Below are 26,975 nucleotides of genomic sequence, written 5' to 3' on the forward strand. Positions count from 1 at the left end.
GTGTGAGGTGCGCGTGAACGAGTCTGAAGTTTTGTTGCGCATGGTCGAGGTCGTGCTGCTCGCAAGCCTGATTGAACTGCTCTGGCTTATGACCCACATCAGTGCAGCCCCGCGCGGGCTGCTGCCCAATCTGCTCGCCGGCTTCAGCCTGGCCCTGGCCTTGCGCCTGGGCCTGGGTGGGGCGGGCGTGGCCTGGGTCGGCGCGTGCCTCGCGTCGGCCGGGGTCTGTCATCTGTTCGACCTTCGGGCCCGCTGGCACCGACCGGTCGCCTCCCTTCCCCCCGTTGCCAGCAGACACGAAAGGTCTACCCCATGAACAGCCGTCGCCAGTTCATCCGTCTCATCCCCGTCGCCGGAGCCGGCCTCATCGCCGGTACGGCGTGGTCGCAGGCGATGGTGGACGAGAAAGACGCCACCGCCCAGTCTCTCGGTTATCACGCCGATGCCTCCAAGATCGACAAGGCCAAGCAACCCAAGTACGTGGCCGGTTCGGCTTGTGGCAACTGCTCGCTCTACCAAGGCAAGGCGGGTGCGGCGGCCGGCCCCTGCCCGATCTTTGCGGGCAAGCAGGTCTCGGCCAAGGGCTGGTGCACGGCCTACGTGAAGAAGGCCTAGGCATGAGGCTCGCTGCGCTGTGCGGCAAGCCTGCGCGTCGGATGGACCTCTGACGTGCGGCTGCTGCCCGCTGACCTCCCGGAGCGCAGCGCGCTGGCCATGGAGGTCCATGCCCGCCCGTCCGAGCCGCTTGCGGCCCCCGGTCGGGCGAGCTATGTGGCGGTGCTGGTGGACGCCGACGAGCGCGAGTTGGCCCACCTCGGGCGTCTGTGCCGGCAGCACGGCCAGCCCGCTCCCGCGCCCGATGCCGTGCATTGGAGCGGCCCCATCGGCGCACTGCGCCTGAAATGGGAGCGGCACGGCGAGTTCTCCAGCTACACCCTGCTGATGCCGTCTGACGGCAGCGAGCCATTCGCCGACACGGCTGCCGCGCAGCTGCCGGCCGGCTGGCTGGCCGGCGTGCCCGGCATGACGGTCTATGCCGGCCATGCCGAGTTGCTTTCGCCCACCGAAGGCCGGGCCCTCGGCGACCTGCTGCGCCAATGCTTTGGCGAACGCATGGTGGTGGGCAGTGCCATCGGGGATGGGGCCCGCCTGGTCTACTCCGACTTCCTGACCCACACCGACGGCTTTGGTCGTTTCCTGCTCATCGACCAAGGCTTCACGCCGCTGGTCGCGGGCCGCATGCTGCAGCGCCTCTTCGAGATCGAGGCCTACCGCATGATGGCCCTGCTGGCCTTTCCGGTGGCACGGCGCCTGTCCCCGCGCCTGCAGGCCATCGAGCGCGCGCTGGCGGCCCTGGCCGACAGCATCGCCGCCGGCAACGCCCGCGAGACCGGCCGCGACGAGAACCTGCTGCAGGAGCTCACACGCCTGGCGGCCGAGATCGAGAGCGGCCTGGCCGCCAGCCAGTTCCGCTTCGGTGCCTGCCGGGCCTATGCGGCTCTGGTGCGCACCCGCATCGGCGAGCTGCGCGAGCGCCGCCTGACCGGCCTGCAGACGCTGGACGAGTTCATGGGCCGGCGCTTCACGCCCGCCGTGGCCACCTGCGCCACCGTCTCGCAGCGCATGCACGATCTCTCCGAGCGTGTCGCTCAGGCCAGCCATCTGCTGTCGACCCGCGTGGACATCGTGCGCGAGCAGCAAAACCTGGCCCTGCTCGCGTCCATGGACCGCCGGGCCAAGCTGCAACTGCGGCTGCAGCAGACCGTGGAGGGCCTGTCCATCGCGGCCATCGTCTACTACATGGCCGGGGTGGTCGGCTATGTGGCCAAGGGTGGCCGTTCGCTCGGGCTCAAGCTCGATGTTGATCTTTTCGTGGGCCTGAGCGTGCCGGTGCTGGCGCTGCTGGCCTTCCAGGCCGTGCGGCGCGCGCGCCGGCATGCCAGTGAACAAGAGGCCCACTGATCCCATGAGCACCCCCTATCCTTTCTCTGCGCTCGTCGGCCAGGACGAGATGAAGCGCGCCATCCTGATTGCGGCGGTTGAGCCCGCCATCGGCGGCTTGCTGGTGCTCGGCGACCGTGGCACCGGCAAGTCGACGGCGGTGCGGGGTCTGGCAGCCTTGCTGCCCAAGATGCGCGCCGTGCAGGGCTGCCGCTACCACTGCGACCCCCAGGCCATCGGCGGCTGTGACGACTGTGTCCATCTGAAGCAGGGCGTGCGGGTGCGCACCGAAGAGCTGCCCGTGCCCGTGGTCGACCTGCCGCTGGGCGCCAGCGAAGACCGCGTGCTGGGCGCGCTGGACCTGGAGCGCGCGCTGTCGCAGGGCGTCAAGGTGTTCGAGCCCGGCTTGCTGGCCAAGGCCCACCGGGGCTTCCTCTACATCGACGAGGTCAACCTGCTGGAAGACCATCTCGTGGACCTGCTGATCGACGTGGCCGCCTCCGGCGAGAACCTCATCGAGCGCGAGGGCCTGAGCCTGCGCCACCCCGCCCGCTTCGTGCTGATCGGCAGCGGCAACCCGGAAGAGGGCGAGCTGCGCCCGCAGTTGCAAGACCGCTTTGGCCTCAGCGTCGAAGTGCGCACGCCCACCGACATCGCCGAGCGCGTGGAGGTCGTGCGCCGCCGCGACGCCTATGAGCGCGACCCCGCTGCGTTTAGTGCGCAGTGGGCCAAGGCCGATGCCAAGGTGCGCCGCCAGATCCTGCAGGCGCGTGACCGCCTGGGCGCGCTCACCGTGGGTGATGACGTGCTGCAGCGCGCCGCCGAGCTGTGCGTGGCGGTGGGCAGCGACGGCCTGCGCGGCGAGCTCACGCTGATGCGCGCGGCCCGCGCGTTGGCTGCGCTGGAGGGCGCCGAGACGGTCACGCTCACCCACCTGCGCGACGTCGCCGTGTCGGCCCTGCGCCATCGCTTGCGCCGCAACCCGCTGGATGACACCGCCTCGGGCGACCGCATTGAGCGCGCCGTGGCGGAACTGTGGGCTTGATCCCGCCGGCTGCAGCTCGGCCGCCGATGATGAACGATGCCGCCACCCAGGCCGCCTGCCTGCTGGCGGTGGACCCCGCGGGCCTCGGCGGCCTGTGCCTGCGAGGCGGGCACAGCCCGGCGCGGGACGCCTTGCTGACGGGCCTGCGCACCGTGCTGCCCGTCGGCACCCCCTGGCGCCGCGTGCCCCTGCAGGTGGATGACGATCGCCTGCTCGGCGGGCTTGATCTCGGCGCCAGCCTCGCCACTGGCCGGCCCGTGCAACAGCCGGGCCTGATCGCCGAGGCGGCGGGCGGCCTGCTGCTGCTGCCCATGGCCGAGCGGGCCGACGCGGGCCTCGCCGCCCGGCTCGCCGCGGCGCTGGACGACCGCGAGGCCCGCGTCGGCCTCGTCGCCCTGGATGAAGGCCTGTCGCCCGACGAGACCCTGCCGGCGTCCCTGCAGGAGCGGCTCGGCCTCATCGCCACGGTGACGCTCGACGCGCACGGCAGCACCCCTGAATTCCCCGCCCTGGCCACCGTCGACGCCGCCCGTGCGCGGCTGGCCGCGGTGGCCTGTGACGAGGCCACCGTGCAGGCCTTGAGCGCGACGGCTTCGGCGCTGGGCATCGTTTCAATGCGCACCGTCTGGCAGGCCTGGTGCGCGGCGCGTGCGTCGGCCGCGCTGGCCGGGCGTTCGTCGGTCACGCAGGCCGATGCCGAGCTTGCCGCGCGGTTGGTGCTGGCGCCGCGCGCGCGGGCGTTGCCGGCACCCGCCGAGCCGCCGGAGGCCCAGGCGCCACCGTCCCCGCCGCCAGAGTCGCAGGAGCGCCCAGACGCGCCGTCGACCGACGCCACCACGCCGTCGCCCTCCGAGGTGCAGGCCCTGCAGGAGCAGACCCTCGCCGCGGCGCAGGCAGCCATCCCACCCGGCCTGCTCGAAAGCCTCGCCGGCATGGAACCACGCCAGGGCGCTGCCGGCGGGCGACGGGGCGCGCCCGCCCGCCCGGCGCAGAGCGGCCGCCCGCTGGCTTCGCGCCGTGGCAGCCTGGGCGCCGGCAAGCGGCTGGACCTGCTCGCCACCTTGCGCGCGGCCGTGCCCTGGCAGCACCTGCGCCGCCGTGAGCGAGACGCGCAAGGCCTGCCCTCCGCGCCGACCCGCCTGCTGCTGCGCCGCGACGACTTCCACATCAAGCGCTACCGCCGCCCGCAGGAGACGACCACGGTCTTCGTCGTTGACGCCTCGGGTTCACAAGCCCTGCACCGGCTGGCCGAGGCCAAGGGCGCGGTCGAGCTGCTGCTGGCCGACTGCTATGTGCGCCGCGACCGTGTCGCGCTCATTGCCTTTCGCGGCGCCGGGGCCGAGCTGCTGCTGCCACCCACCCGCTCGCTGGCGCGCGCGCGGCGTTCGCTCGCCAGCCTGCCCGGCGGCGGTGGCACGCCGCTGGCTGCGGGCCTGGAAGCCGCCTCGCTGCTCGGCGGCCAGGTGCAGGCCCGCGACGGCGGCCGGGCCGTGCTCGTCTTCCTGACCGACGCCCGCGCCAACATCGCCCGAGATGGCAGCCCCGGCCGCACCCAGGCCGCGCAAGACGCCCTCGCCGTGGCCCGCCGCGTGCGTGCCCAGGGGCTGCACAGCCTGCTCATCGACACCTCCCCCCGCCCCGAGCCCGCCGCGCTGCTGCTGGCCCAGACGCTGGGCGCCCGCTACGTGCCGCTGCCGCACGGGCAGGCCGCCCAGGTGCATGCGGTGGTGGCGCAGGCGATTTGAAGGTCGTCGGGTGGCGCCATATGCTGACGCTATATCCCACTTGCCGCGGGTCTCGTCATGAGCATCACCACCGTGTTCACCAACAACCGTTCGCAAGCCGTTCGTCTCCCGGCGGACGTGCGCCTGCCGGAGGGCGTCAAGAAGGTGCAGGTCCGGGCGCGTGGTCGTGACCGCATCATTTCTCCGGTGGGCCACACCTGGGACGAGTTCTTCCTCAATGGGCCGCGCGCTTCTGATGACTTCATGGCCGATCGCGCGGAGCAGCAACAGCCGGATCGGGAATCCTTCTGAGGCCGGCGTCGATGCTGAAGTACCTGCTCGACACCAACTTCGTCATCTACGTCATCAAGCGTCGCCCCATCGAGGTGATGGGCCTGTTCAACGAGAACGCCGGCCGCATGGCCATGTCGGCTGTCACCCTGAGCGAGCTCTACCATGGCGCGGAGAAGAGCGCCAAGGTCGCCCAGAACCTCGCGGTGGTGGAGGAGTTCGCCAGCCTGATCGAGGTGCTGCCGTACGGCCCCAGGGCGTCACCGCATTACGGCTCCATCCGCTCGGCCCTTGAGAAGATCGGGCGGCCGATCGGCGTCAATGACCTGCACATTGCTGCCCATGCGCGCAGCGAGGGGCTGACGCTGGTCACCAACAACGTGGGCGAGTTCGAACGGGTGCCTGGACTCCTTCTTGAAAACTGGGTGGCCAGCCAGCCCTGAGCCGGGCAGTGCGGGCGCCTGGTACGCATCGCGCCTTGTGCGGCAAGATGCCTCCCATGCAGCTCTCCCACACCACCCCCATTCTGCGCAGCTTCGACGAAGCGAAGGCCCGTGAGTTCTATGTGCAGTTCCTGGGCTTCCAGGTCGACTGGGACCATCGATTCGAGCCGGGGCTGCCGCTGTATCTGCAGGTGTCGCGCGATGCCTGCGTGCTGCATCTGTCCGAACATCATGGCGACGCCTGCCCGGGTGCGGCCTTGCGCATCCAGGTGGATGACATCGACGCCTTCCATGCCGAGCTGATGGCTCGCGCCTACGGTTTTGCGCGCCCGGTGCTGCAGGACATGCCTTGGGGGTCGCGGGACTTCACGGTGACCGATCCCTTTGGCAACCGGCTGACGTTCACCAACGCGATCAGCACCTGAGCTGGGTGCTCTGGGTCGGCGGTAGGGCAGCCGAAGCTCGTGCGTCCGGTTCAGCGGCGGATCGCGATCCGCTCTACCTGGCCCGAGGCTGCTGCTGGCCGACAGCCGGCACCGGCACCCTAGCCCTGTAGCCTGACTGACCGCAATGCTGAGCACCAGCCGCTCGCGGTCGTTCACCGCCATCGCCAGGGTCAGTTCAAGTCAGCGCCGGCATTCGGCCCCTCGACCGCCGTGAACGCCTGCAACTCACGCAGCAGCGCATTGATGACCTCCGGCGCCTCCTCATGCGCCAGATGCCCCAGCCCCTGCAGCGGCAGGAAGCGCGCGCCCTTCAGGCGCCGCGCGAGTTCCAGCGAGCGCACCGGCGCCAGCGTGCGGTCGCCCAGGCCGGCGGCCAGCCAGAGGGGCAGGTGCAGGGTAGGCAGGCGGGCCTGAAGGTCTTTCAGGCGCCAGTTCGCCAGCATGTCCAGCACGCCGCGCACATGCTCGGGCTGGCGCAGCAGGTTGCGGTAATGAGCCACGCCGTCGGCGCTCAAGCGGGAGCCGGTGGACCCGATGAGGTGGTCGAGGGCCCGCGGTTGAGCGGCGTGGCGGGTCACCCAGCCGGGCAGCAGTTCGCTGCGCGAGGCCAGCCGCGCCACCGCGGGGGCCACCAGGCCCATCAGGCCGGGCAAGGGTTCGAGCGCGCCGTTGATCGCCAGCAGCCCGCGCGCCGAGGGCAGCCGCCCATCCAGGGCCAGCTGCACCATCACCGCAGCGCCTGCTGAATGGCCGGCCACCAGTCGAGGCTGCCAGTTCAGCGCGGCCAGCAGGGCCGTCACGGCCTGGGCCATGCGGCCGAGGCTGGCCTCGCGATCCTCAAAGGCGGCCGTGCCGCCGTGGCCGGGCAGGTCGGGCACCACCAGCTCGAACTGCGAAGCCAAGCCGGGCAGGCACCCCGCCCACGATTGGCCCGACGACCCCGTGCCATGCAGCAGCAGCAGCCCTGGCGCCCCGGGCGGGCCGGCACGCTGCAGCCGCCAGCGCAGGCCGCCGGCCTGGAGGGTACCGGGCGGGGGGAGGTCGGGGTGCATCCTGAGTTGTCAACCAAAGTGGACAAGCATAGGATCAAACGATGTTGACACCAAGCCAGGGCCTCCCCGCCGCCGCACCCCCTCAGGCGCAGGCGGTCGTCATTGGCAGCGGCTTTGGCGGGCTGGCCGCTGCCGTGCGGCTCGGGGCCCGGGGCTACCGCGTCACGGTGCTGGAGCAGCTCGACGCCCCCGGCGGCCGCGGCTATGTGCACCGGCAGGACGGCTTCACGTTCGACGCCGGCCCCACGGTCATCACCGCGCCCTTTCTGTTCGAGGAGCTCTGGGGCTTGTGCGGCCGGCGCCTGGCCGACGACGTCGACCTGCGCCCCGTGGCGCCGTTCTACCGCGTGCGTTTCGACGACGGCAGCACTTTCGACTACAGCGGCGACCCCCAGGCCATGCGCGCCGAGGTGGCCCGCCTGGCGCCGGATGACGTGGCCGGCTACGAGCGCTTCCTGCAAGCCAGCGAGGCCATCTACAAGGTGGGCTTCGAGCAGCTGGGCCATGTGTCCTTCGAGCGCTGGACCGACATGGCCCGCGTGTTGCCCGACCTGCTCAAGCTGGAGGGCTACCGCACGGTCTGGAGCCTGGCCTGCAAGCATGTGAAGAACGAAAAGCTGCGGGTGGTCCTGACCTTCCAGTCCCTGCTGGTGGGCGGCAACCCGTTCTCGACGACCTCGGTCTACTGCTTGATCGCTTTCCTGGAGCGGCGCTTTGGCGTGCATTTCGCGATGGGCGGCACCGGCGCGCTGGTGCGCGGGCTGGTGGGGCTGATCGAAGGGCAGGGTGGCCGGGTGCGCTGCAGCGCGCCGGTGCAGGAGATCCTCGTCGAAGGCGGCGCGGCCTGCGGCGTGCGGCTGGCCTCGGGCGAGCAGGTGATGGCCGACGTGGTCGTGTCCAACGCCGACTCGGCCTGGACCTACAAGCACCTGCTGCCGGCCCGCCATCGCCGCCACTGGACGGACAAGCGCATCGCCAAGGCACGCTATTCAATGAGCCTGTTCGTGTGGTACTTCGGCACCCGTCGCCAGTACCCCGACGTGGCCCACCACACCATCTCGCTGGGCCCCCGCTACCGCGGCCTGCTGGACGACATCTTCACCAGGAAGCACCTGGCCGACGACTTCAGCCTCTACCTGCACCGCCCCACCGCCACCGACCCCAGCCTCGCGCCGCCGGGCTGCGACACCTTCTACGTGTTGTCGCCCGTGCCGCACCTGGACGCGGGCGTCGATTGGCGCGAGCAGGCCGAGCCCTATCGCGCGGCGATTGCCAAGCGGCTGTCCGAGACCCTGCTGCCGGGGCTGGAGGATGAGGTCATCAGCTCGCTCATGCTCACGCCCCAGGGCTTCCAGGACCGGCTGAGTTCCTACAAGGGCGCCGCCTTCGCGCTGGAGCCGGTGCTCACGCAAAGCGCGTGGTTTCGCCCGCACAACCGCAGCGAAGAGGTCGACCGCCTCTACCTCGTGGGCGCGGGCACGCACCCGGGCGCCGGCCTGCCGGGCGTGCTGTCGTCGGCGCGCGTGCTGGATGCGGTGGTGCCCCATGGCCGCGAACTCGCCCGTCATTTCGTCTCGCCCAACCCGGAGGGCCTCGCCCATGCCCGAACTGCCTGAGTTGCTGGACGCAGACCTCGCCGTCTGCCGCGCGAGCCTGGCCCATCATTCCAAGACCTTCCACGCGGCCTCGCTGCTGCTGCCGCCCGCGGTGCGTGCGCCGGCCACCGTGCTGTACGGCTTTTGCCGGCTGGCGGACGACACCGTGGACGTTGAGGGCGGACGGCGGCTCGCGCTGACCCAGTTGCGCCGCCGACTGGACCGCGTGTTCGAAGGCCGGCCGCAACCCGTGGCCGCGGACCGCGCGCTGGCGGCCGTGGTGGCGCAGTACGCCATCCCGCGGGCCTTGCTCGACCTGCTGCTCGAAGGCCTGGCCTGGGACGTGGACGGCCGCCGCTACGAAACGCTGGACGACCTGCAGGCCTACGCCGCCCGCGTGGCCGGCAGCGTGGGCGCCATGATGAGCCTGCTGATGGGCGTGCGTGACCCGGCCGCCCTGGCCCGGGCCTGCGACCTGGGCGTGGCGATGCAACTCTCCAACATTGCCCGTGACGTCGGTGAAGACGCCCGCATGGGCCGCCTCTACCTGCCGCTGCAGTGGCTGCGCGATGCGGGCCTGTCGCCCGAGAGCTGGCTGGCCGAGCCGCGCCACAGTGCGCCGCTGGCCGCCGTGGTGCAGCGGCTGCTCGATGCCGCCGAGCAGCTGTATGCGCGGGCTGCGGCCGGCGTGGCCAGCCTGCCGCTGGCCTGCCGCCCCGGCATCAACGCCGCGCGGCTGCTCTACGCGGAGGTGGGGCATGAGGTCGAGCGGGCGCGGTGCGACGCCATCAGCCGACGCGCCGTGGTGCCCGGCTATCGCAAGGCCGGACTGCTGCTGGCCGCGGCGGTCAGCCTGCGGCCGTCGCAGCGGCAGCTGAGGGCGCCGGTGCTGCCGGCCTGCGAGCCGCTGCTGGCGGCGGTAGCCGGCGTGCCGGCACCTGCGCGTGCAGCGGGGGCTGAAGTCGTGATCGACCTGTTCACGCGGCTGGCGCTTGAAGACCGCCAGGCCGCCTGGGGCCGGAGGGCCGCATGACCGTATTGGCACTGGGCCTGAACCACGGCAGCGCGCCGCTGGACCTGCGTGGCCGCTTTGCGATGCCTCTGGAGGCGCTGGGGCGCAATGTGCAGGCGCTGCGCCAGCATCTCGCACCGGCCGAGCCCGAGGTGGCCATCCTGTCGACCTGCAACCGCACCGAGGTCTATGTGGGCCTGCCCGCCAGCGCCTGCCCGCGGCATGCGATGGCCCTGGCCGAGCCGGCCATTGAATGGCTGGCGGCCCAGGGCGGCACGCGGCCGGCCGAGCTGCGTGAGCACAGCTATTTCCGCGAGGGTGCGGAGGCCGCGCGGCATGCCTTCCGCGTGGCGGCGGGCCTGGATTCCATGGTGCTCGGCGAGCCGCAGATCCTCGGGCAGATGAAGGCCGCGGTGCGCGAGGCCGGCAGCGCCGGCGCCCTGGGCACCACGCTGCACCAGATGTTCCAGCGCAGCTTTGCGGTGGCCAAGGAAGTGCGCAGCCGCACCGAGATCGGCGCCCACGCGGTGAGCATGGCGGCAGCCGCCGTGCGGCTGGCGCAGCAGCTGTTCGACGACCTCGCGCAGCGCCGCGTGCTCTTCGTGGGCGCGGGCGAGATGATCGAGCTGGTCGCCACGCATTTCGCAGCGCAGAAGCCGCTGCAGATGACCGTGGCCAACCGCAGCGCCGACCGCGGCCTGGCCTTGGCGCAGCGGCTGGGTGCCGCGCAGCTGCCGCTGGCGGAACTGGGCCAGGCATTGCCGAACTTCGACATCGTCATCAGCTGCACCGCCAGCAGCCTGCCGCTCATCGGCCTGGGGGCGGTGGAGCGGGCACTGAAGGCGCGCAAACGCCGCCCGATGCTGATGATCGACCTGGCGGTACCGCGCGACATCGAGCCCGAGGTCGCCCAGCTCGACGACATCTACCTCTACACCGTCGACGACCTCGCCCAGCAGGTGCAGGCCAACGGCGAACGTCGCCAGGCCGCCGTCGCCCATGCCGAGGCCATCGTCAATGCAGGCGTCGACAGCTTTGCGCAGTGGCTGGAGCAGCGGGCGAGCGTGCCGCTCATCCAGGCGCTGCACAAGCAGACCGAAGACTGGCGCCAGGCCGAACTCGGCAAGGCCCGCCGCGCGCTGGCCAGGGGCCAGGATGTGGACGCCGTGATGGAAGCGCTCTCCACCGCGCTCACCCGCAAGATGCTGCACGGCGCGCTCAGCGAGCTGCATGGCAGCGCGGGTGATGCGCATCGCCAATGGGTGGCCTCAGTGCAGCGCCTCTTCCTGCGCGACAGCGTGTGATCGACGAGCGCTTCTACGGGTTGATTGAGCTCGGGCTGTTCTTCGGCCTCATCCTCGGCTGGGCCGGCTGGCAGTGGTGGGGCTGGCGGCGCTGGAAGCGTGAGCAGGCGCAGCGCGAGGCCCTGGCGCCGCAGGACGAAGCCGGGCGCGACCGCTAAGCTCAGTGCTCCGGCTCGACAGCCCGCACACGACGAGGAGGCGCACCGCATGAGATCCCCGCACCTGTCCACGTTCCTTCAGCACTCGCATCGCCACGCGCGCTGGCTGACCAGCCTCGCCCTGCTCGGCGCGCTCGCCCAGCCCGTGCTGGCTGCCGAACCCGCAGCGCCCGCACCTGCCGCGTCGGGGCCCGCCAAGCCCGGCGGCGTGCTGTTCTGGAGCTTCGAGCAACAGAAGGCGGGCTACCCGCACATGGAAGACCTCTTCCCCGCACGGCGCGTGGCCAAGGGGGCGACCGTGTCACCCCTGCCTGTGGCGGCCGAGCCGCTGAGCTTGACCTTTCATGTCGGCGGCCAGACCTGGACCGTGGACGACTACCTGCAGCGCAACCGCGCCGCCGGCCTGCTGGTGCTGAAAGACGGCCAGGTGGTGCTGGAGCGCTACGGCCTGGGCCAGACGCCGCAAAGCCGCTGGACGAGCTTCTCGGTGGCCAAGTCCTTCTCGTCCACCCTGGTGGGCGCGGCCGTGCGCGACGGGCGCATCCGCAGCCTGGACGACCCCATCACCGCCTACCTGCCGGGCCTGAAGGGCTCGGCCTACGAAGGTGTGAGCGTGCGCCAGGTGCTCAACATGACTTCGGGCGTGCGTTGGAACGAAGACTACGGTGACCCCAACTCCGACGTCGCCCGCTTCGGTGCCGAGCCGTCGGTGAACGGCGCCGACCCGGTCGTGGCCTACATGGCGCGCCTGCCGCGCGAGGCCGAGCCCGGCACGAAGTGGGTCTACAAGACGGGTGAGACCAACCTCGTCGGCTCTCTGGTACGTGCCGTGACCGGCCAGACACTGTCGGCCTATCTGTCCGAGAAGGTCTGGCAGCCGCTGGGCATGGAGGGCGATGCCTATTGGATGGTCGACGCCGGGGGCGGTGAGATCGCCGGTTGCTGCCTGTCGGCCACGCTGCGCGACTACGGCCGCTTCGCGCAGTTCTTCATGCGCGGCGCGCGGCTGCCGAACGGCCAGTCGCTGGTGCCCGACGACTGGGTGGCCCAAGCCACCACCACCACACGCGAGGCCGTGGCCGGCCTGCAGGGCCGCGGCGGCTACGGGCTGCAGTGGTGGACCACCAACGGCCGCGCCTACCGCGCCTCAGGCATCTTCGGCCAGGGGATGTGGATCGATCCAGAGCTGCAACTCGTCGTCGTCACGCAAAGCGCCTGGCCGGGTGCGACGGATGCACGATCAGCCCAGGTCCGGCAGGCGCTGATCGATGCGATCACGGCGCATTACCGCAAGCCTTGAGGCGCTGTACTGGGCGCTGTCTTCCGGTCTGCGGCGGCTCAAAACACCGCGTGGTCACCCCGCTCCGGCGGCGCGACCTGGCCGCGGGCGAGCGCGGCATAGAACTGCGCCAGTGTTTGCCGGCCGGTGGAGGGGGTGAGGCGCTCTTCGTAGTCGCCGGTGATGGGGTCGAGCACCAGCATGGATTCGGTGGCGTAGTAGCGGCCGATGCGGGCCAGCTCGGCCTTGTCCGCCGCGGCGGGCCACAGGCGGCCGAGCAGGGCCAGCCCGCCCACCACCGCATCCATCAAGCCGACCGGCACTTGCGAGAAGCGGGGCGTGAGCCCCAAGGCCTCGAAGAGCAGCTCGCCCTGCTCGCGCGGCGTCATGGCCGGGCCGGGGCCGCCGATGGGCAACACCTGGCACTGCCGCATGGGGTCGTGCAGGCAGTCGGCGAGGTAGTCGGCGAGGTCGTCGTCGCTGATGGGCTTGCAGGCGGTGAGCCGGCCGTCGCCAAACAGCAGAAAAGGCTTGCCCCGCCGGACCCGGTCGACCTGGCCGCTCAGCGACTTGAAGAAGGCTGTGGGCCGCACGATGGACCAGGCCAGCGGGGAGGCCATCAGCTCGCGCTCGAAGGCCAGCTTGGCCTGCTGGAAGGCCAGCCGCGGCTTTTGCACGCACAGGGCCGACAGCAGCACCACGTGGCGCACGCCGGCTGCCTGGGCGGCGGCAAGCGCGTGGTGGTGGGCGGCATGGTCGACCGCCCAGGCGTCGCGCGGGGCGCCGGTGCGCGAGGCCAGGCAGGACATCAGCGCGTCGAATCGTTCGCCGCGCCAGCCGTCGCGCGTTTGGGAATCGGGGTCGCAGGCATCACCGAAGCGCAGCTCAGCGCCGGCCAGTCGTGCGGCAAGGGCGGCCGCGTCGAGCCGGCCACCCACCCCGGCTCGCGGGCGTACGAGGCAGACCACCTCATGCCCGCGGCGCAGCAGCGCACGCACGGTGGCCTGGCCGATCGTGCCGCTGGCGCCGAGCATGAACACGCGTGCCATCAGGCCCCCGCAGGTCCGCCGGTGCGGCGCGGCATGCGAAATGGCAGCATCGCCTGCACCCAGGGCTGCTGGAAGCGCTGCAGCGACAGGCTTTCATGCACGGCCAGCGTGCCATCGCTGGCATCGCGCAGCAGCGAGCGGCAGTAGAAAGGGCCGCTCTCCAGCGTGGCGATCAGTTGCGGGGCCTGCGCGCCCCGGCTGCTGCGGGCCACCCCCCAGGCGCTGCCGGGCAAGGCCTGCCATGGCGGCACAGGTTGGGCGCGGATGCCGCCTTCAGCGTCGATCGCCAGCGCCAGCGCGCGCTCATCGCCGTGGCGCGGCTGCACCTCGTAGAGCACGCGGGCGTGGCCGCCGGGCAGGGCGCTGCGCTGCCATTGCCAGCTGCGAAAGTCCTGCGCCAGAGGGCGGCTGCCGTGATTGGCATCGAGGTAGGCATCACCCGTCCAGTGCAGGTGAGGCGCATCGAAGTCCACCGCCACGCGCGAGCCGGGGCTGATGGGCTGCCAGTGATGGTGGGCGCCGCCGTCGAGTGCAAAGGCGCGGCCGGGCAGGGCGCCGGGCAACACCTGCACGCGGCCGCGCAGGCGCTTCGGCCAGGGCGAGGTCCATTCGTCGATGTCGATGCACAGGCTGCCGTCGGGCTGCCACGCGAGGCGGCTGGGGCCGATCTGCAGCCGCGCGGCATCCCGCGCCAGGGCGGGGGCACCGCGCTCGGTCATGGCCCATCGACGCTGAAAGCCGGCAGCGCCCGGCGCACGGCGGTAAAGCGACAGATTCACGGCGCAATGCGACTCGGCCGCGGCGCCTGCATCGCCATGGCGGCGACGCGCCCAGGCGTAGTAGGGCGAGAACACGCTGCCGATGAAGGCGATCAGCGTCAGCGCATGCACGCTGCCGTCAGGCTGGGCGTCGCTTATCGCGTCGACATACCACCAGGCATAGCCACCAGGCGGGAGCGCGATGTCGAAGCCAGGCCCGCGAGGACTTGCTCGGCGGCCAACTGGCCCGACAGCGCCGCCATCGGCACCCCCGGCCCCGGGTGTACCGAGCCCCCGGCCAGATACAGACCCGGCAGGCTGGTGCGGCCCGCCGGCCGGGCCTGAAAGCTCGCGCGCCAGCCCTGGCTCGCCGGGCCGTACAGCGCGCCCTGGCTGCCCGGGAAGCGCTGCGCGAAATCCTGCGGCCGCGTCAGCCGGGGCGGCCCGCTCAGCGTCACCCGCAGGCCGGCCTCGCGCAGGCGGCCCCACATCTGTGCTTCGCATCGTGCGATCTCCTCGTGAGTCAGGCCGCGCCCGTGGGCGTCGGCGGGGGCATTCACCAGGCACATCAGCCGCTCCGGGCGGCGCGGCCCCGGCCGGGGCGCGCGGGCCTGGCCGCTGCGGTCCTGGGCGCAGACGTAGACCGTCGGCGACGCCGGCAGGCTGCCCGCAGCGATGGCCTCGAACTCGGCCCGGTACCCCTGCGCCGGGCCGAAGAACACGTTGTGATGCGACAGCTCGAAGCCGCTCGCCTCGACTTCGGCATGCCAGGTCAGGGCGGACAGCGAGGGCTGCCCATGGGCCAGGTCTTGCGGCGCGTCCGGCCCGAGCAAGCCAGTCGTCAGCGCGCGGGCATCGCCATTGAAGACCACCGCATCCGCGGCCAGGGTCTCGCCATCGGCCAGCGCCACGCCGCTGATGCGCCCGTCCTGCACCAGGAGACGTTTCACCTCGGCGTTGCAGCGCAGCCGCACCCCTTGCTGCTGCCCGCAGCGCACCAGGGCCTGCGCCAGGCGCGCCATGCCGCCTTCGATCTGCCACACCGCCTCGCGCTCGACATGGGCCACCAGCATCAGCGTGGCCGGTGCCTCGAACGGGGAGGAGCCGCAGTAGGTGGCATAACGGCCAAACAGCTGGCGCAGCCGCGGGTCATGAAAGTAGCTGCCCAGCACCTGCCAGAGCGTCGAGAACGGTGAGATGCGCAGCAGCTGGCGCAGCCCGGGCAGGCCCTGCTGGCGCAGCACCCGCCAGGTGAGGGACAGCGGCGTGGGCCGGGCGCTGCGCATGAAGGGCCGGTCCAGCGTGGCGTAGACCTGCGCGCTGCGGGTACAGAAGGCTTCATAGCGCGCTGCCTCGGCCGGGCCGCTGAAGGCAGCGATGGCCGCCAGGCTCTGGGCCAGGTCGGCATGCAGGTCCAGGCGCTCATCCGCGTTCCAGGCATGGCGCGCCAGCACGTCGCAGCGCTGCAGGTGCACGTGGCGGTCCAGCGATTCACCCAGGCGTTCGAACAGGGCATCGAACACCCAGCGCATGGTCAGCACCGTCGGGCCGCCATCCAGGCGAAGGGGGCCCAGTTCCACCGGCTGCATCTTGCCGCCCGGGCCATCGGCGCGCTCCAGCAACTGCACGTCCAGCCCTTCGTGGGCCAGCAGCGCTGCGGCCGCCAGGCCGCCCACGCCCGCACCGACAACCACCACGCGGGGTGGCCGCAAGGGAGGCGACGGGTGGGTACGGCTCATTGACGCGACCTGGAGACGTGTCTATTCTGGTTGACACAATGTAATGTAATTCGGCGGCTACAGGCGGCCGGGTCATCCATGAGCAAAGGCCGCTATGCCGAATGAAGATCGGATCGAACGCGCCCTGCGGGCCAGCCTGGCCCCCAGCCTGCAGCCGGGCCATCCGCCCAAGCTGGCGGCGGCGATGCAGCACGCGGTCTTCCCCGGCGGTGCGCGCATCCGGCCGCAACTGACGCTGGCCGTCGCCCGGGCCTGTGGCGAAGACGATGCGCAACTCACCGACGGCGTGGCCGCCGCCATCGAGCTGCTGCACTGCGCGTCCCTCGTGCATGACGACCTGCCCTGCTTCGATGCTGCCGAGACCCGGCGCGGCCGGCCCTCGGTGCACCGCGCGTTCGGCGAGCGGCTGGCGGTGCTGGCGGGCGATGCGCTGATCGTCGCCGCCTTCGAGGTGCTGGGGCGCACCACGCGCCGCCACCTGTCGCGGCTGCCGGTGTTGCTCCGCACGGTGTCTCAGGGCGTGGGCATGCCGCTGGGCATCGTCGCCGGCCAGGCCTGGGAATGCGAGCCCCAGCTGTCGCTGGCCGACTACCAGCAGGCCAAGACCGGCGCGCTCTTCGCTGCCGCCACCATGGCCGGCGCGCAGGCGGCGGGGGCTGATGGCGAGCCCTGGCGCGCGCTGGGGGAACGGCTGGGCCAGACCTACCAGGTGGCCGACGACATCCGCGACGTGATGCTCGATGCCCAGGTGCTCGGCAAGCCCGGTGGCCAGGACGTGGCTCGCGACCGGCCAAGTTCGGCCCGTGCGCTGGGCCTGGAGGGCGCCATGGCCGAGTTCCAGCGGCTGGTGCAAGCCACGTTGCTCAGCGTGCCGGTGTGCCCAGGGGCGTCGCAGCTGCGTCAGATCATCCGCCACGAGGCCGATCGCCTGGTGCCGCAGCGGCTGACCGCCCAGGTCGCCGCGCTCGCGGCCCTGGCCTGACGGGGCCGCCATGCCAGCCACCAGCCCGCCGGCGGCCGTCGCGCCCGCGGCGCATTGGAGTGACGGGCTGCTGGCCTGGCGAGACCGGTTGCTCGGCAGCGCCCGATTCCGGCACTGGGCCCAGGCCTTCCCGCTGACCCGATGGATTGCCCGGCGCCGTGCCGCCGAGGTGTTTGACCTGGTGGCGGGCTTCGTCTACTCACAAGTGCTGCTGGCCTGCGTGCAGCTGCGCCTGTTCGACCTGCTGCTGGCCGAGGGCCCGCAGACGGCCGCGGCGCTGGCGGCCCGCTGGCAGATGCCGCTGGCCCATGCCGAGCGGCTGCTGCGCGCGGCGGTGGCGCTGCGGCTGCTGCAGCACCGGGCGTACGGCCGTGTCGGCCTGGGCCCGCTGGGGGCGCCGCTGGCGGGTGATGCCGGCCTGGCGGCGATGGTGGAACACCACGCCGCCTTCTACCGCGACCTGGCGGATCCGCTGGCCCTGCTGCGCGGCGACACGGGCGTGCCTGCGGCGCTGCCTGGCGGCGGCTTGGCGGACTACTGGCCCTATGCCGGCACCGATGCCCCGCATGCCCTGCCGCCCGAGCGCCTGGCCGCCTACTCCGCCCTGATGGCCGCCTCGCAGCCGCTGGTGGCCGAGCAGGTGCTGCAGGCCTATCCGCTGCATCGGCATCGCCGGCTGCTCGATGTGGGCGGTGGCAACGGCGCCTTCGCCTGCCGGGCGGCGCAGGCCGCGCCGGGCCTGCAGGTGCAGGTGTTCGACCTGCCCGGCGTGGCGGCACTGGCCCAGCAGCGCTTCGCCCAGGCCGGCCTGGCGGGCCGGTGCAGCGCGGTCGGCGGCGATTTCTTCCAGGATGCGCTGCCCGTCGGGGCGGATCTCGTCACCCTGCTGCGCGTGGTGCATGACCACGACGATGACCGCGTGCTGCGCCTGCTGAGTGCGGTGCGGCGGGCCCTGGTGCCCGGCGGCTGCCTGCTGCTGGCCGAGCCCCTGGCCGACACACCCGGCGCCGAGCGCATGGGCCACGCCTACTTCGGGTTCTACCTGCTGGCCATGGGGCGGGGTGAGCCCCGCAGCGAGGCGCGCCTGCGCGAACTGCTGGCCGAGGCGGGCTTCATTCAGGTGCAGCGGCTGGCAACGGCTGTGCCATTGCAGGCCAGCGCAGTCCTAGCGAAAACCCCCGAGTGAAAACGGTGTAAAGCGCAGTTGACGTTTGTCAATGTAAGCGTAGGATGACTTTCATGGATCCGAGAACTTTCACCGCCGTGGTGCACGCCTGATGAACACGCTGGCCGTCGTCATCGAGCAGCCTGAGCGCCTCAGCCTGGCGCCGCTGCGCCTGCCCTCGCTGCAGGCTGGCGATGTGGTGGTGGAGGTCGAGTTCAGCGGCATCAGCACTGGCACCGAGCGCCTGATCTGGAACGGCACCATGCCGATGTTCCCGGGCATGGGCTACCCGCTGGTGCCAGGCTATGAGGCCGTGGGCCGGGTGATGGCGGTCGGGCCCGAGAGTGACAACTGGGTTGGCCAGCGGGTCTTCGTGCCAGGTGCGCGTTGCTTCGGCGAGGTGCGGGGTCTCTTTGGCGCCTCGGCCTCCCGGTTGGTGGTGCCGGGCGCCAAGGTGGTGCCGGTGGATGACAAGCTCGGCGAGCAGGCCGTGCTACTGGCGCTGGCTGCCACGGCTTATCACAGCGTGGCCGGCGGGGGCGCAAGCCAACCCCACACGCCCCCCGACCTCATCGTCGGCCACGGCGTGCTCGGCCGCCTGCTGGCGCGCATGAATGTGGCAGCTGGCATCACCGACTTCACCGTCTGGGAAACCAACCCCGTGCGCATGGACGGCTCGGTCGGCTACCGCGTGATGCACCCGCAGGACGACAACCGCCGCGACTACCGAGCCATCTACGACGTCAGCGGCGATGCCGGCCTGCTCGACAGCCTCATCGGCCGCCTGGGCTTTGGCGGCGAAGTGGTGCTCGCGGGCTTCTATTCGCAGCCGCTGTCACTCAACTTCGCGCCCGCTTTCATGCGCGAGGCGCGCATTCGTGTCGCGGCCGAATGGAAGCGCCCCGACATGCAGGCCGTCAGCGCCCTGCTGCACGCCGGCCGGCTGTCGCTGGACGGCCTGCTCACCCACTGCGAACCGGCTGAGAACGCCGGCCTCGCCTACAGCCAGGCCTTCAACGATGCCGGCTGCCTGAAGATGGTTCTGGATTGGAGACACCACGCATGAGCACCTCGACGATTCCGAGCGAGGCGCCGGTGCGCTTCCAGCCGCGTTCACAGGCGCTGCGTGACGAAGCCGCCATCGAGCCCGACGCGCCCGCCACCGGCCCGGTCACCAAGACCACGCAGATCATCGCGATCTACGGCAAGGGCGGCATCGGCAAGAGCTTCACGCTGGCCAACCTCAGCTACATGATGGCCCAGCAGGGCAAGAAGGTGCTGCTGATCGGCTGCGACCCCAAGAGCGACACCACCAGCCTGCTGTTCGGCGGCAAGGCCTGTCCCACCATCATCGAGACCAGCAGCAAGAAGAAGCTCGCCGGCGAAGCGGTGGCCATCGGCGACGTGTGCTTCAAGCGCGACGGCGTCTATGCGATGGAACTCGGCGGCCCCGAGGTCGGCCGCGGCTGCGGCGGGCGCGGGATCATCCACGGCTTCGAGACGCTGGAGAAGCTCGGCTTCCACGACTGGGGCTTCGACTACGTGCTGCTGGACTTCCTCGGCGACGTGGTCTGCGGCGGCTTCGGCCTGCCGATCGCGCGTGACATGTGCCAGAAGGTCATCGTCGTCGGGTCGAACGACCTGCAAAGCCTCTACGTCGCCAACAACGTCTGCAGCGCGGTGGAGTACTTCCGCAAGCTCGGCGGCAACGTGGGCGTGGCCGGCATGGTCATCAACAAGGACGACGGCACCGGCGAGGCGGCCGCCTTCGCCAAGAACGCCGGCATCCCGGTGCTGGCTGCCATCCCGGCCAACGAAGACATCCGCCGCAAGAGCGCCAGCTACGAAATCATCGGCAAGCCCGAGGGCGAATGGGGCCCGCTGTTCGCCGAGCTGGCTCAGAACGTGGCCGATGCGCCGCCGCAGCGCCCCCGCCCGCAGACGCAGGACGAACTGCTGGGCTTGTTCTCGGCCGAGGTGACGGGGCGCGACTTCCAGATGGAGCCGGCCACGGTGTTCGACATGGTGGGCCGCGCCGACCTCGCGAAGCCCAGCCTCGAAGTCGTCTACGACCAGGCCTGACGCACCGAGCCCGCCATGAGCAACTGCCACGCTTCCGTCGAACGCGCCCAGGCCGACAGCACGGCCACGCGCGACACGCTCGAGCGCTACGCGGCCGACTACCCCAAGGGCCCGCACGACCAGCCGCAGAGCATGTGCCCGGCCTTTGGCTCGCTGCGCGTGGGGCTGCGCATGCGCCGCACGGCCACCATCCTCAGCGGCTCGGCCTGCTGCGTCTACGGGCTCACGTTCACCTCGCATTTCTACGGAGCCAAGCGCAGCGTCGGGTATGTGCCCTTCAACAGCGAGAGCCTGGTGACGGGCAAGCTGTTCGAAGACATCCGCGACGCGGTGCATGCCCAGGCCGACCCGGACAAGCTCGACACCCTGGTCGTCATCAACCTGTGCGTGCCCACCGCCAGCGGCGTGCCGCTGCAGCTGCTGCCCAAGGTCATCAACGGGGTGCGCATCATCGGCATCGATGTGCCTGGCTTCGGCGTACCCACCCACGCCGAGGCCAAGGACGTGCTGGCCGGCGCCATGCTGCAGCGGGCGAGCAGCGAGGCCGAGGCCGGCCCGGTGACCGCACCCAAAGGCTGGCGCGAGCAGGGCCTGGACAGCGCCCGCACCGTCAGCCTGCTGGGTGAACTCTTCCCGGCCGACCCGATGGTCATCGGTGGTCTATTGGCGCCACTGGGCCTGAAGACCGGCCCGGTCGTGCCCACGCGTGAATGGCGCGAGCTCTATGCCGCGCTGGATTGCACCGTGGCCGCGGCCATCCATCCCTTCTACACCGCCAGCGTTCGCGAGCTGCAGGCCGCCGGGCGCCCGGTGGTGGGCTCCGCACCCGTGGGCGCCGAAGGCACGGCCGCCTGGCTGCGTGCCATCGGTGAAGCCGCGGAGGTGCCCAGCGCCCGTGTCGAAGCCGCCATCGCCGCCTTCGACCCCGCCATCCGCGGCGCGCTCGCCCGCGCGCCGATCAACGCCAAGGTCACCGTCAGCGGCTATGAAGGCTCGGAGCTGCTGGTGGCCCGGCTGCTGATCGAGAGCGGCGCCACGGTGCCCTATGTGGGCACGGCCTGCCCGCGCACGCCCTGGTCCGAGCCCGATCGGGTGTGGCTGGAGTCGCGCGGCTGCGAGGTGCAGTACCGCGCCTCGCTGGAGCAAGACCTGGCAGCGGTGGACCGACACCGCCCGCAGCTGGCCATCGGCACCACGCCGCTGGTGCAGGCGTGCAAGCAGCGCGGGCTGCCGGCCCTGTACTTCACCAACCTCATCTCGGCCCGGCCGCTGATGGGGCCGGCCGGTGCGGGCTCGCTGGCGCAGGTCATCAACGGCGCGATTGCCAACCAGGCGCGGTTCGATGCGATGCGCGAGTTCTTTGGCGACACCGGCGCGGGCGACAAGGCCGGTGTCTGGACCGAGACCCCGGTGCTTCACCCCGAGTTCCGGGCTGACACGCGGCGCCAGGTGATCAAGATCATGAAGCGGCGCCAGGCGGAGCAGATGGTATGAGCCTGCCGCTGAACTTCGTCCTCGACCACGACCGCGCCGGCGGCTACTGGGGCGCCGTCTATGTGTTCACCGCCATCAAGGGCCTGCAGGTCGTCATCGACGGGCCGGTGGGCTGCGAGAACCTGCCGGTCACCTCGGTGCTGCACTACACCGACGCCCTGCCGCCGCACGAGCTGCCCATCGTCGTGACCGGTCTTGCCGAAGAGCAGCTCGGCCGCGAGGGCACTGAAGGCAGCATGAAGCGGGCGCACGCCGCGCTCGACCCCGACCTGCCCAGCGTGGTGGTCACTGGCTCGATCGCCGAGATGATCGGCGGCGGCGTGACGCCCGAGGGCACGACCATCGCGCGCTTTTTGCCGCGCACCATCGACGAAGACCAGTGGCAATGCGCCAACCGCGCGATGTACTGGCTCTGGGCCGAGCACGGCCTGCGCCAGGTGCCGGCCCGCACGCCCTTCGAGCAGCGCCCGGCGACCGAGAAGCCGCGCGTCAACCTCATCGGCCCCTGCTACGGGCAGTTCAACAGCGCGAGCGACCTGCACGAGATCCGCCGCCTGGTGGAGGGCATCGGCGCGGAGATCAACCTCGTCTTCCCGCTCGGCAGCCACCTGACCGACGTGCCGCGGCTGGTGGACGCCGACGTCAACATCTGCCTGTACCGCGAGTTCGGCCAGCTGCTGTGCGAGACCCTGCAGCGGCCCTGGCTGCAGGCACCCATCGGCCTGCACAGCACCACGGCCTTCCTGCGCGAGCTCGGCCGCCTGCTGCATCTCGACCCCGAGCCCTTCATCGAGCGCGAGAAGCACACCACCATCAAGCCGCTGTGGGACCTGTGGCGCTCGGTCACGCAGGACTTCTTCGCCACAGCCAGCTTCGGCATCGTCGCGAGCGAAACCTATGCGCGCGGCGTGCGGCATTTCTTCGAGACCGAACTGGGCCTGCCATGCCACTTTGCCGTGGGCCGCAAGCCGGGCCAGAAGACCGACAACGCCGCCATCCGCACCCTCGTGCATGACAAGCCGCCGCTGGTGCTCTACGGCAGCTTCAACGAGCGCATGTACCTCGCCGAGGCCCCCGCCGCCGGGCCCATGAAGCCGGCTTTCATCCCGGCCTCCTTCCCCGGTGCCATCGTGCGCCGCGCGACCGGCACGCCGTTCATGGGCTATGCGGGCGCGACCTACCTGGTGCAGGAGTTCTGCAACGCGTTGTTTGACGCGCTCTTCCACATCCTGCCGCTGGGCACCGAGCTGGACCGGGTCGACCCCACGCCGGCGCGCGCGCTGGCCGAGTTGCCCTGGAGCGACGAAGCGCGCGCACTGTTGGACGAACTGCTGGAAGCCCAGCCGGTGCTGGTGCGCATCTCGGCCGCCAAGCGCCTGCGGGACCAGGCCGAGGCCGCGGCCCGCGCGCGGGGGGCGGCCACGGTGGCGGTGCAGGACCTCGAAGGCCGTGCCCGCCAACTTGCCGCTGCAGCCATCGGAGCGGTCGCATGAACACAAGTCTTGCCGTGGGCCTGTTGCCCTGGAAGTCCCTGCCGCGCGGGAGCTGCGCGGTGCTGGCCGCAAGGCCGTTTTGAGGAGCGATCGATATGGCTGATAACAGATCAGGCTCGTTGTCCGGGCTGACTGAGAACGAAGCCCGGGAATTCCACGGCATCTTCATGTCCAGTTTCATTGGCTTCACGGTGGTGGCCATCGTGGCTCATGTGCTGGTGTGGATGTGGCGTCCCTGGCTTTAAGCCCGGTTTGAGTCCCAACTGAAAGAGAGGTCCGCCATGGCCCAGATCACGACCATCCCAGCGAGCAACCCTGCCGCGCAGGACTCCAAGACCTACGAGGCCTTGTTCCTCGTGAGTTTTGTCTTCGTGCTCTTGATTGCGCTCGCCGCCCAGGTGCTGTTCCTGAAGTGGCGCGCGTGGTTGCCAGGGGCGGAGGGCGAGAAATCGCTGATCAAGGGTGTGAGATCGGGTGTTTACACCTTCATGTCCCACCTGAACTAGGAGATCCAAGCATGTGGAAGATTTGGTTGCTGTTCGACCCGCGCAGAGCGCTGGTCGCGTTGTTCGCCTTCTTGTTCGTACTGGCACTGGTGATTCACTTCGTGCTGCTGAGTACCAACAAGTACAACTGGCTCGATGGCCCGAACACCAAGCCGGTGGTTCAGAACTCATCGATGCCGGCCGCCGCGCCGAAGTAGTCGACGCGTCGTCGCAAGGCACGGTGCGGGGCATGCCCTCGCGCCGTGTCCGGACCGCACGGGGCCCTGCATCCCGCGGGCGCCCCTCACTCTGAGGTGGCAAAGATGGCCATGCTGAACTTCGAACGGAAGTACCGCGTACGCGGCGGAACCCTGCTGGGAGGCGACCTGTTCGACTTCTGGGTCGGGCCTTTTTACGTCGGCTTCTTCGGCGTCACGACGGCGTTCTTCTCGCTCGTCGGCACCCTGCTGATCGTCTGGGGCGCGTCGCAGGGCGGCACCTGGAACCTCTGGCAGATCAGCATCGCGCCACCCGACCTCAAATACGGCCTGGGCATGGCCCCGCTGATGGAGGGCGGCCTGTGGCAGCTCATCACGGTCTGTGCCATCGGGGCCTTCGGCTCGTGGGCGCTGCGTGAAGTCGAGATCTGCCGCAAGCTCGGCATGGGCTATCACGTGCCCTTCGCCTTCTCGGTGGCGATCTTCGCCTACGTCACGCTGGTGGTGATCCGCCCGGTGCTGATGGGCGCCTGGGGGCACGGCTTCCCGTACGGGATCATCAGCCACCTGGACTGGGTGTCCAACACCGGCTACCAGTACCTGCACTTCCACTACAACCCGGCGCACATGCTGGCGGTGAGCTTCTTCTTTGCCACCACCTTCGCGCTGTCGCTGCACGGGGCCCTGATCCTGTCGGCCACCAACCCGGCGCCGGGCGAAGTGGTCAAGACGCCCGAGCACGAGAACACTTTCTTCCGCGATGCCATCGGCTACTCGATCGGCACCCTGGGCATCCACCGCCTCGGCCTCTTCCTGGCGCTGTCGGCCGGCTTCTGGAGCGCCGTCTGCATCGTCATCAGCGGGCCCTTCTGGACGCGCGGCTGGCCGGAATGGTGGAGCTGGTGGCTCAACCTGCCCGTCTGGAAGTGAGGAGACAACACCATGGCTGAATATCAGAACCTCTTCACCAGCGTGCAGGTCGCGGCACCGTCCTACCCCGGCGTGCCGCTGGGCCGGGACGAATATCAGCGCGCTGGCGGCATGACCCATGTGCACCTGCTCGGTCGCCTGGGTGACGCGCAGCTCGGGCCCATCTACCTGGGCTGGTTGGGCATCTGCTCGCTGATCTGCGGCTTCATCGCCATCGAGATCATCGGCCTGAACATGTGGGCCTCGGTGGGCTGGGACCCGATCCAGTTCGTGCGCCAGCTGCCCTGGCTGGCGCTGGAGCCGCCGCCGCCGGCCTACGGCCTGCACCTGCCGCCGCTGAACCAGGGCGGCTGGTGGCTGCTGGCGGGCCTGTTCCTCACGGCCTCCATCCTGCTGTGGTGGGTGCGCATGTACCGGCGCGCGCGCAAGCTTGGCATGGGCACGCACGTGGCCTGGGCGTTTGCCGCGGCCATCTGGCTCTACCTGGTGCTGGGCTTCATCCGTCCGGTGCTGATGGGCAGCTGGGGCGAGGCGGTGCCCTTCGGCATCTTCCCGCACCTGGACTGGACGGCGGCCTTCAGCCTGCGTTACGGCAACCTGTTCTACAACCCCTTCCACATGCTGAGCATCGCCTTCCTGTACGGCAGCACGCTGCTGTTCGCGATGCACGGCGCCACCATCCTGGCGGTGAGTCGCTTCGGTGGCGAGCGCGAGATCGAGCAGATCACCGACCGCGGGACGGCCAGCGAACGTGCAGCCCTCTTCTGGCGCTGGACGATGGGCTTCAACGCGACGATGGAATCCATCCACCGCTGGGCCTGGTGGTTCGCCGTGCTGTGCCCGCTGTGCGGGGGCATCGGCATCCTGCTGACCGGCACCGTGGTGGACAACTGGTACCTCTGGGGTGTGAAGCACGGCATTGCGCCGATGTACCCGGCGGTGTTCCCGCCCGTGCCTGATCCCGCCCTGGCCGTGCCCGGGGTGCAGCCATGAGCCGCGCCGCCTGGTCGGACTGGGTGTGCCAGCTCTGGGACGGCCTGTGTGCCGGCCTGCGTGAGACGGGGGTCTTCCTCGCGATGCAGAACGGCTTCGCGGCGGCTGTGCCGCATGACGTGGCCGTCAGGTCGCAATCCACCTCGGGGGTGTGACGATGAAGCGGACCCAAGTCTTCCAACGCGGGCTGACCCTGGCCCTGGTGCTGACGCTCGGCCTGCTGGCCGGCTGCGAACGCCCGCCGGTGCAGACCGTGCAGCGCGGCTACCGCGGCACCGGCATGGAGCAGGTGTACAACCCGCGCACGCTGGCCGCCCAGGCGCCGGCCAACGAGGCGCCGGCGCCCATCGAGCCTGCGTCACCCGACGGCCCCAAGGCCTCGCAGGTCTACCAGAACGTGAAGGTGCTCGGCCACCTGAGCGTGGGCGAGTTCAACCGCACCATGGCGGCCATGACCGCCTGGGTGGCCCCCAAGCAAGGTTGCGTGCATTGCCACAATGTGCAGAACTTTGCCGAGGACACCCTCTACGCCAAGGTCGTGGCGCGGCGCATGCTGCAGATGACGCAGACCATCAACGTCGACTGGCAGCGCCACGTCGGCAAGACCGGTGTCACCTGCTACACCTGCCATCGCGGCGAGCCGGTGCCCAAGGAGGTGTGGTTCCAGCCGCTGAGCCCCAAGGGCGCCAACGGCTTTGCGGGCGACAAGGCGGGGCAGAACACCCCGGCCGAGACGGTCGGCCTGGCCTCGCTGCCCTACGACCCGTTCACGCCCTTCCTGCTGGAGAGCCAGAACATCCGTGTCGCGGGCACCGAGGCGCTGCCGGCGGGCAATCGCCACAGCACCAAGCAGGCGGAGTGGACCTACGGGCTGATGATGCACATGTCCAAGTCGCTCGGCGTGAACTGCACGCAGTGCCACAACACGCGCTCCTTCGGCTCTTGGGACAACAGCTCGCCGCCGCGGCTCACCGCCTGGCACGGCATCCGCATGGCGCGGGCGCTGAACCAGGAGTACCTGGTGCCGCTCACCGACACCTTCCCGGCCAACCGGCGCGGGCCCGCCGGTGACGTGGCCAAGGTGAACTGCGCCACCTGCCACCAGGGTGCGCACAAGCCGCTGTACGGTGCCGAGATGGCCAAGTTCCACCCTGAGCTGCAGATGAAGTCGCCCGTCCCCGCCGCCGCCGCCTCGGGTGTGGCCACGCTGACGGCGGACGACGTGAAGGCCATGCAGGCCCTGCCCGCGGACACCGCCAAGCCGGCGACCCCGGGCTGACATTGGAGAACCGCCGCC

At 70.7% G+C, this 26,975-nt stretch carries 30 protein-coding genes; 26 read left to right on the forward strand and 4 right to left on the reverse strand.

Features of this window, described 5'->3' with window-relative positions:
• Nucleotides 1-13: 13 nt before the first annotated feature.
• The 8 genes from CDO81_RS18005 to CDO81_RS18040 are packed head-to-tail and all read left to right on the forward strand — an operon-like array spanning nucleotide 14 to nucleotide 5,869.
• Nucleotides 14-316, forward strand: coding sequence for a hypothetical protein (locus CDO81_RS18005; RefSeq protein ID WP_144397298.1), 303 nt, complete (start codon nucleotides 14-16; stop codon nucleotides 314-316).
• Nucleotides 313-615, forward strand: coding sequence for a high-potential iron-sulfur protein (locus CDO81_RS18010; RefSeq protein WP_088484614.1), 303 nt, complete (start codon nucleotides 313-315; stop codon nucleotides 613-615). The genes CDO81_RS18005 and CDO81_RS18010 overlap by 4 nt, the downstream gene beginning before the upstream one ends.
• Before the next feature lie 54 nt (nucleotides 616-669).
• Entirely contained in the window at nucleotides 670-1,962 is a 1,293-nt protein-coding gene (locus tag CDO81_RS18015; RefSeq protein ID WP_088484615.1) for a DUF3422 family protein, read from the forward strand.
• A gap of 4 nt (nucleotides 1,963-1,966) precedes the next feature.
• Nucleotides 1,967-2,986, forward strand: coding sequence for a magnesium chelatase ATPase subunit I (gene bchI / locus CDO81_RS18020; protein WP_088484616.1), 1,020 nt, complete (start codon nucleotides 1,967-1,969; stop codon nucleotides 2,984-2,986).
• A 26-nt stretch (nucleotides 2,987-3,012) separates the two neighbouring features.
• Entirely contained in the window at nucleotides 3,013-4,731 is a 1,719-nt protein-coding gene (locus CDO81_RS18025; protein ID WP_088484617.1) for a magnesium chelatase subunit D, read from the forward strand.
• A 57-nt stretch (nucleotides 4,732-4,788) separates the two neighbouring features.
• Nucleotides 4,789-5,022 carry a type II toxin-antitoxin system VapB family antitoxin gene (vapB, locus tag CDO81_RS18030; protein WP_088484618.1) on the forward strand — a complete coding sequence of 78 codons (234 nt, stop codon included), beginning with the start codon at nucleotides 4,789-4,791 and terminating at the stop codon, nucleotides 5,020-5,022.
• 11 nt (nucleotides 5,023-5,033) lie between these two features.
• The gene (gene vapC / locus CDO81_RS18035) at nucleotides 5,034-5,444 is read left to right on the forward strand and encodes a type II toxin-antitoxin system tRNA(fMet)-specific endonuclease VapC (protein WP_088484619.1); all 411 of its coding nucleotides are present in this window, start codon (nucleotides 5,034-5,036) and stop codon (nucleotides 5,442-5,444) included.
• Nucleotides 5,445-5,500: 56 nt separating this feature from the next.
• Entirely contained in the window at nucleotides 5,501-5,869 is a 369-nt protein-coding gene (locus CDO81_RS18040; protein WP_088484620.1) for a glyoxalase superfamily protein, read from the forward strand.
• Nucleotides 5,870-6,060: 191 nt separating this feature from the next.
• On the opposite strand, the gene bchO is transcribed toward CDO81_RS18040, so the two are convergent.
• Nucleotides 6,061-6,942: an alpha/beta fold hydrolase BchO gene (gene bchO, locus CDO81_RS18045; RefSeq protein ID WP_088484621.1), complete on the reverse strand. Its 882-nt coding sequence runs from the start codon at nucleotides 6,940-6,942 to the stop codon at nucleotides 6,061-6,063.
• A gap of 41 nt (nucleotides 6,943-6,983) precedes the next feature.
• Here bchO and CDO81_RS18050 point away from each other — a divergent pair, with 41 nt between their 5' ends.
• The 5 genes from CDO81_RS18050 to CDO81_RS18065 are packed head-to-tail and all read left to right on the forward strand — an operon-like array spanning nucleotide 6,984 to nucleotide 12,311.
• The gene (locus CDO81_RS18050) at nucleotides 6,984-8,558 is read left to right on the forward strand and encodes a phytoene desaturase (RefSeq protein WP_088484622.1); all 1,575 of its coding nucleotides are present in this window, start codon (nucleotides 6,984-6,986) and stop codon (nucleotides 8,556-8,558) included.
• Complete coding sequence (locus CDO81_RS18055; RefSeq protein ID WP_206602124.1) at nucleotides 8,542-9,570, forward strand: phytoene/squalene synthase family protein; 1,029 nt, start codon at nucleotides 8,542-8,544, stop codon at nucleotides 9,568-9,570. The genes CDO81_RS18050 and CDO81_RS18055 overlap by 17 nt, the downstream gene beginning before the upstream one ends.
• On the forward strand, nucleotides 9,567-10,853 hold the full coding sequence (gene hemA, locus CDO81_RS18060) for a glutamyl-tRNA reductase (RefSeq protein ID WP_088484624.1): 1,287 nt from the start codon (nucleotides 9,567-9,569) through the stop codon (nucleotides 10,851-10,853). Before CDO81_RS18055 ends, hemA begins: the two co-directional genes overlap by 4 nt.
• Nucleotides 10,850-11,011, forward strand: coding sequence for a hypothetical protein (locus tag CDO81_RS28160; protein ID WP_158218340.1), 162 nt, complete (start codon nucleotides 10,850-10,852; stop codon nucleotides 11,009-11,011). The genes hemA and CDO81_RS28160 overlap by 4 nt, the downstream gene beginning before the upstream one ends.
• Before the next feature lie 49 nt (nucleotides 11,012-11,060).
• Nucleotides 11,061-12,311 carry a serine hydrolase domain-containing protein gene (locus CDO81_RS18065; RefSeq protein WP_088484625.1) on the forward strand — a complete coding sequence of 417 codons (1,251 nt, stop codon included), beginning with the start codon at nucleotides 11,061-11,063 and terminating at the stop codon, nucleotides 12,309-12,311.
• Nucleotides 12,312-12,349: 38 nt separating this feature from the next.
• Here the strand turns inward: CDO81_RS18065 and CDO81_RS18070 are convergent, their stop codons facing one another.
• Genes CDO81_RS18070 through crtD form a run of 3 tightly spaced genes read right to left on the reverse strand, consistent with a single transcriptional unit; the run spans nucleotide 12,350 to nucleotide 15,836 of the window.
• Nucleotides 12,350-13,339, reverse strand: a complete 990-nt coding sequence (locus tag CDO81_RS18070) for an NAD(P)H-binding protein (protein ID WP_206602125.1) — start codon at nucleotides 13,337-13,339, stop codon at nucleotides 12,350-12,352.
• Entirely contained in the window at nucleotides 13,339-14,229 is an 891-nt protein-coding gene (locus CDO81_RS18075; protein WP_206602126.1) for a carotenoid 1,2-hydratase, read from the reverse strand. The genes CDO81_RS18070 and CDO81_RS18075 overlap by 1 nt, the downstream gene beginning before the upstream one ends.
• A gap of 23 nt (nucleotides 14,230-14,252) precedes the next feature.
• Nucleotides 14,253-15,836, reverse strand: coding sequence for a 1-hydroxycarotenoid 3,4-desaturase CrtD (gene crtD, locus CDO81_RS18080; protein ID WP_088484626.1), 1,584 nt, complete (start codon nucleotides 15,834-15,836; stop codon nucleotides 14,253-14,255).
• Between the two features lie 94 nt (nucleotides 15,837-15,930).
• On the opposite strand from crtD, the gene CDO81_RS18085 reads away from it, so the two are divergent.
• From CDO81_RS18085 to pufC, 13 genes are all read left to right on the forward strand, one after another.
• Nucleotides 15,931-16,818 carry a polyprenyl synthetase family protein gene (locus CDO81_RS18085; RefSeq protein ID WP_088484627.1) on the forward strand — a complete coding sequence of 296 codons (888 nt, stop codon included), beginning with the start codon at nucleotides 15,931-15,933 and terminating at the stop codon, nucleotides 16,816-16,818.
• Nucleotides 16,819-16,828: 10 nt separating this feature from the next.
• Complete coding sequence (locus CDO81_RS18090; protein WP_088484628.1) at nucleotides 16,829-18,004, forward strand: methyltransferase; 1,176 nt, start codon at nucleotides 16,829-16,831, stop codon at nucleotides 18,002-18,004.
• A gap of 91 nt (nucleotides 18,005-18,095) precedes the next feature.
• Nucleotides 18,096-19,049 carry a chlorophyll synthesis pathway protein BchC gene (bchC, locus tag CDO81_RS18095; RefSeq protein ID WP_088484629.1) on the forward strand — a complete coding sequence of 318 codons (954 nt, stop codon included), beginning with the start codon at nucleotides 18,096-18,098 and terminating at the stop codon, nucleotides 19,047-19,049.
• Nucleotides 19,046-20,065, forward strand: coding sequence for a chlorophyllide a reductase iron protein subunit X (locus tag CDO81_RS18100; RefSeq protein WP_088484630.1), 1,020 nt, complete (start codon nucleotides 19,046-19,048; stop codon nucleotides 20,063-20,065). Before bchC ends, CDO81_RS18100 begins: the two co-directional genes overlap by 4 nt.
• Before the next feature lie 15 nt (nucleotides 20,066-20,080).
• Entirely contained in the window at nucleotides 20,081-21,559 is a 1,479-nt protein-coding gene (gene bchY / locus CDO81_RS18105; RefSeq protein ID WP_088484631.1) for a chlorophyllide a reductase subunit Y, read from the forward strand.
• Nucleotides 21,556-23,052, forward strand: a complete 1,497-nt coding sequence (gene bchZ / locus CDO81_RS18110; protein ID WP_088484632.1) for a chlorophyllide a reductase subunit Z — start codon at nucleotides 21,556-21,558, stop codon at nucleotides 23,050-23,052. Before bchY ends, bchZ begins: the two co-directional genes overlap by 4 nt.
• Nucleotides 23,053-23,147: 95 nt before the next feature.
• A complete protein-coding gene (gene pufB / locus CDO81_RS18115; RefSeq protein ID WP_088484633.1) occupies nucleotides 23,148-23,297 on the forward strand; it encodes a light-harvesting antenna LH1, beta subunit in 150 nt (49 codons plus the stop codon).
• 36 nt (nucleotides 23,298-23,333) lie between these two features.
• A complete protein-coding gene (locus tag CDO81_RS18120; protein WP_088484634.1) occupies nucleotides 23,334-23,558 on the forward strand; it encodes a hypothetical protein in 225 nt (74 codons plus the stop codon).
• An 11-nt stretch (nucleotides 23,559-23,569) separates the two neighbouring features.
• Complete coding sequence (gene pufA, locus CDO81_RS18125) at nucleotides 23,570-23,755, forward strand: light-harvesting antenna LH1, alpha subunit (RefSeq protein WP_088484635.1); 186 nt, start codon at nucleotides 23,570-23,572, stop codon at nucleotides 23,753-23,755.
• Nucleotides 23,756-23,860: 105 nt separating this feature from the next.
• Complete coding sequence (gene pufL / locus CDO81_RS18130) at nucleotides 23,861-24,685, forward strand: photosynthetic reaction center subunit L (protein WP_088484636.1); 825 nt, start codon at nucleotides 23,861-23,863, stop codon at nucleotides 24,683-24,685.
• A 12-nt stretch (nucleotides 24,686-24,697) separates the two neighbouring features.
• Nucleotides 24,698-25,678, forward strand: a complete 981-nt coding sequence (gene pufM, locus CDO81_RS18135) for a photosynthetic reaction center subunit M (protein WP_088484637.1) — start codon at nucleotides 24,698-24,700, stop codon at nucleotides 25,676-25,678.
• Nucleotides 25,675-25,833 carry a hypothetical protein gene (locus CDO81_RS28165; RefSeq protein ID WP_158218341.1) on the forward strand — a complete coding sequence of 53 codons (159 nt, stop codon included), beginning with the start codon at nucleotides 25,675-25,677 and terminating at the stop codon, nucleotides 25,831-25,833. The genes pufM and CDO81_RS28165 overlap by 4 nt, the downstream gene beginning before the upstream one ends.
• A 2-nt stretch (nucleotides 25,834-25,835) precedes the next feature.
• A complete protein-coding gene (pufC, locus tag CDO81_RS18140; RefSeq protein WP_088484638.1) occupies nucleotides 25,836-26,957 on the forward strand; it encodes a photosynthetic reaction center cytochrome PufC in 1,122 nt (373 codons plus the stop codon).
• Nucleotides 26,958-26,975 lie beyond the last annotated feature (18 nt).

It is taken from the genome of Roseateles puraquae, from assembly GCF_002205845.1.
In the GTDB taxonomy this organism is placed as follows: Bacteria; Pseudomonadota; Gammaproteobacteria; order Burkholderiales; family Burkholderiaceae_C; genus Pelomonas; species Pelomonas puraquae.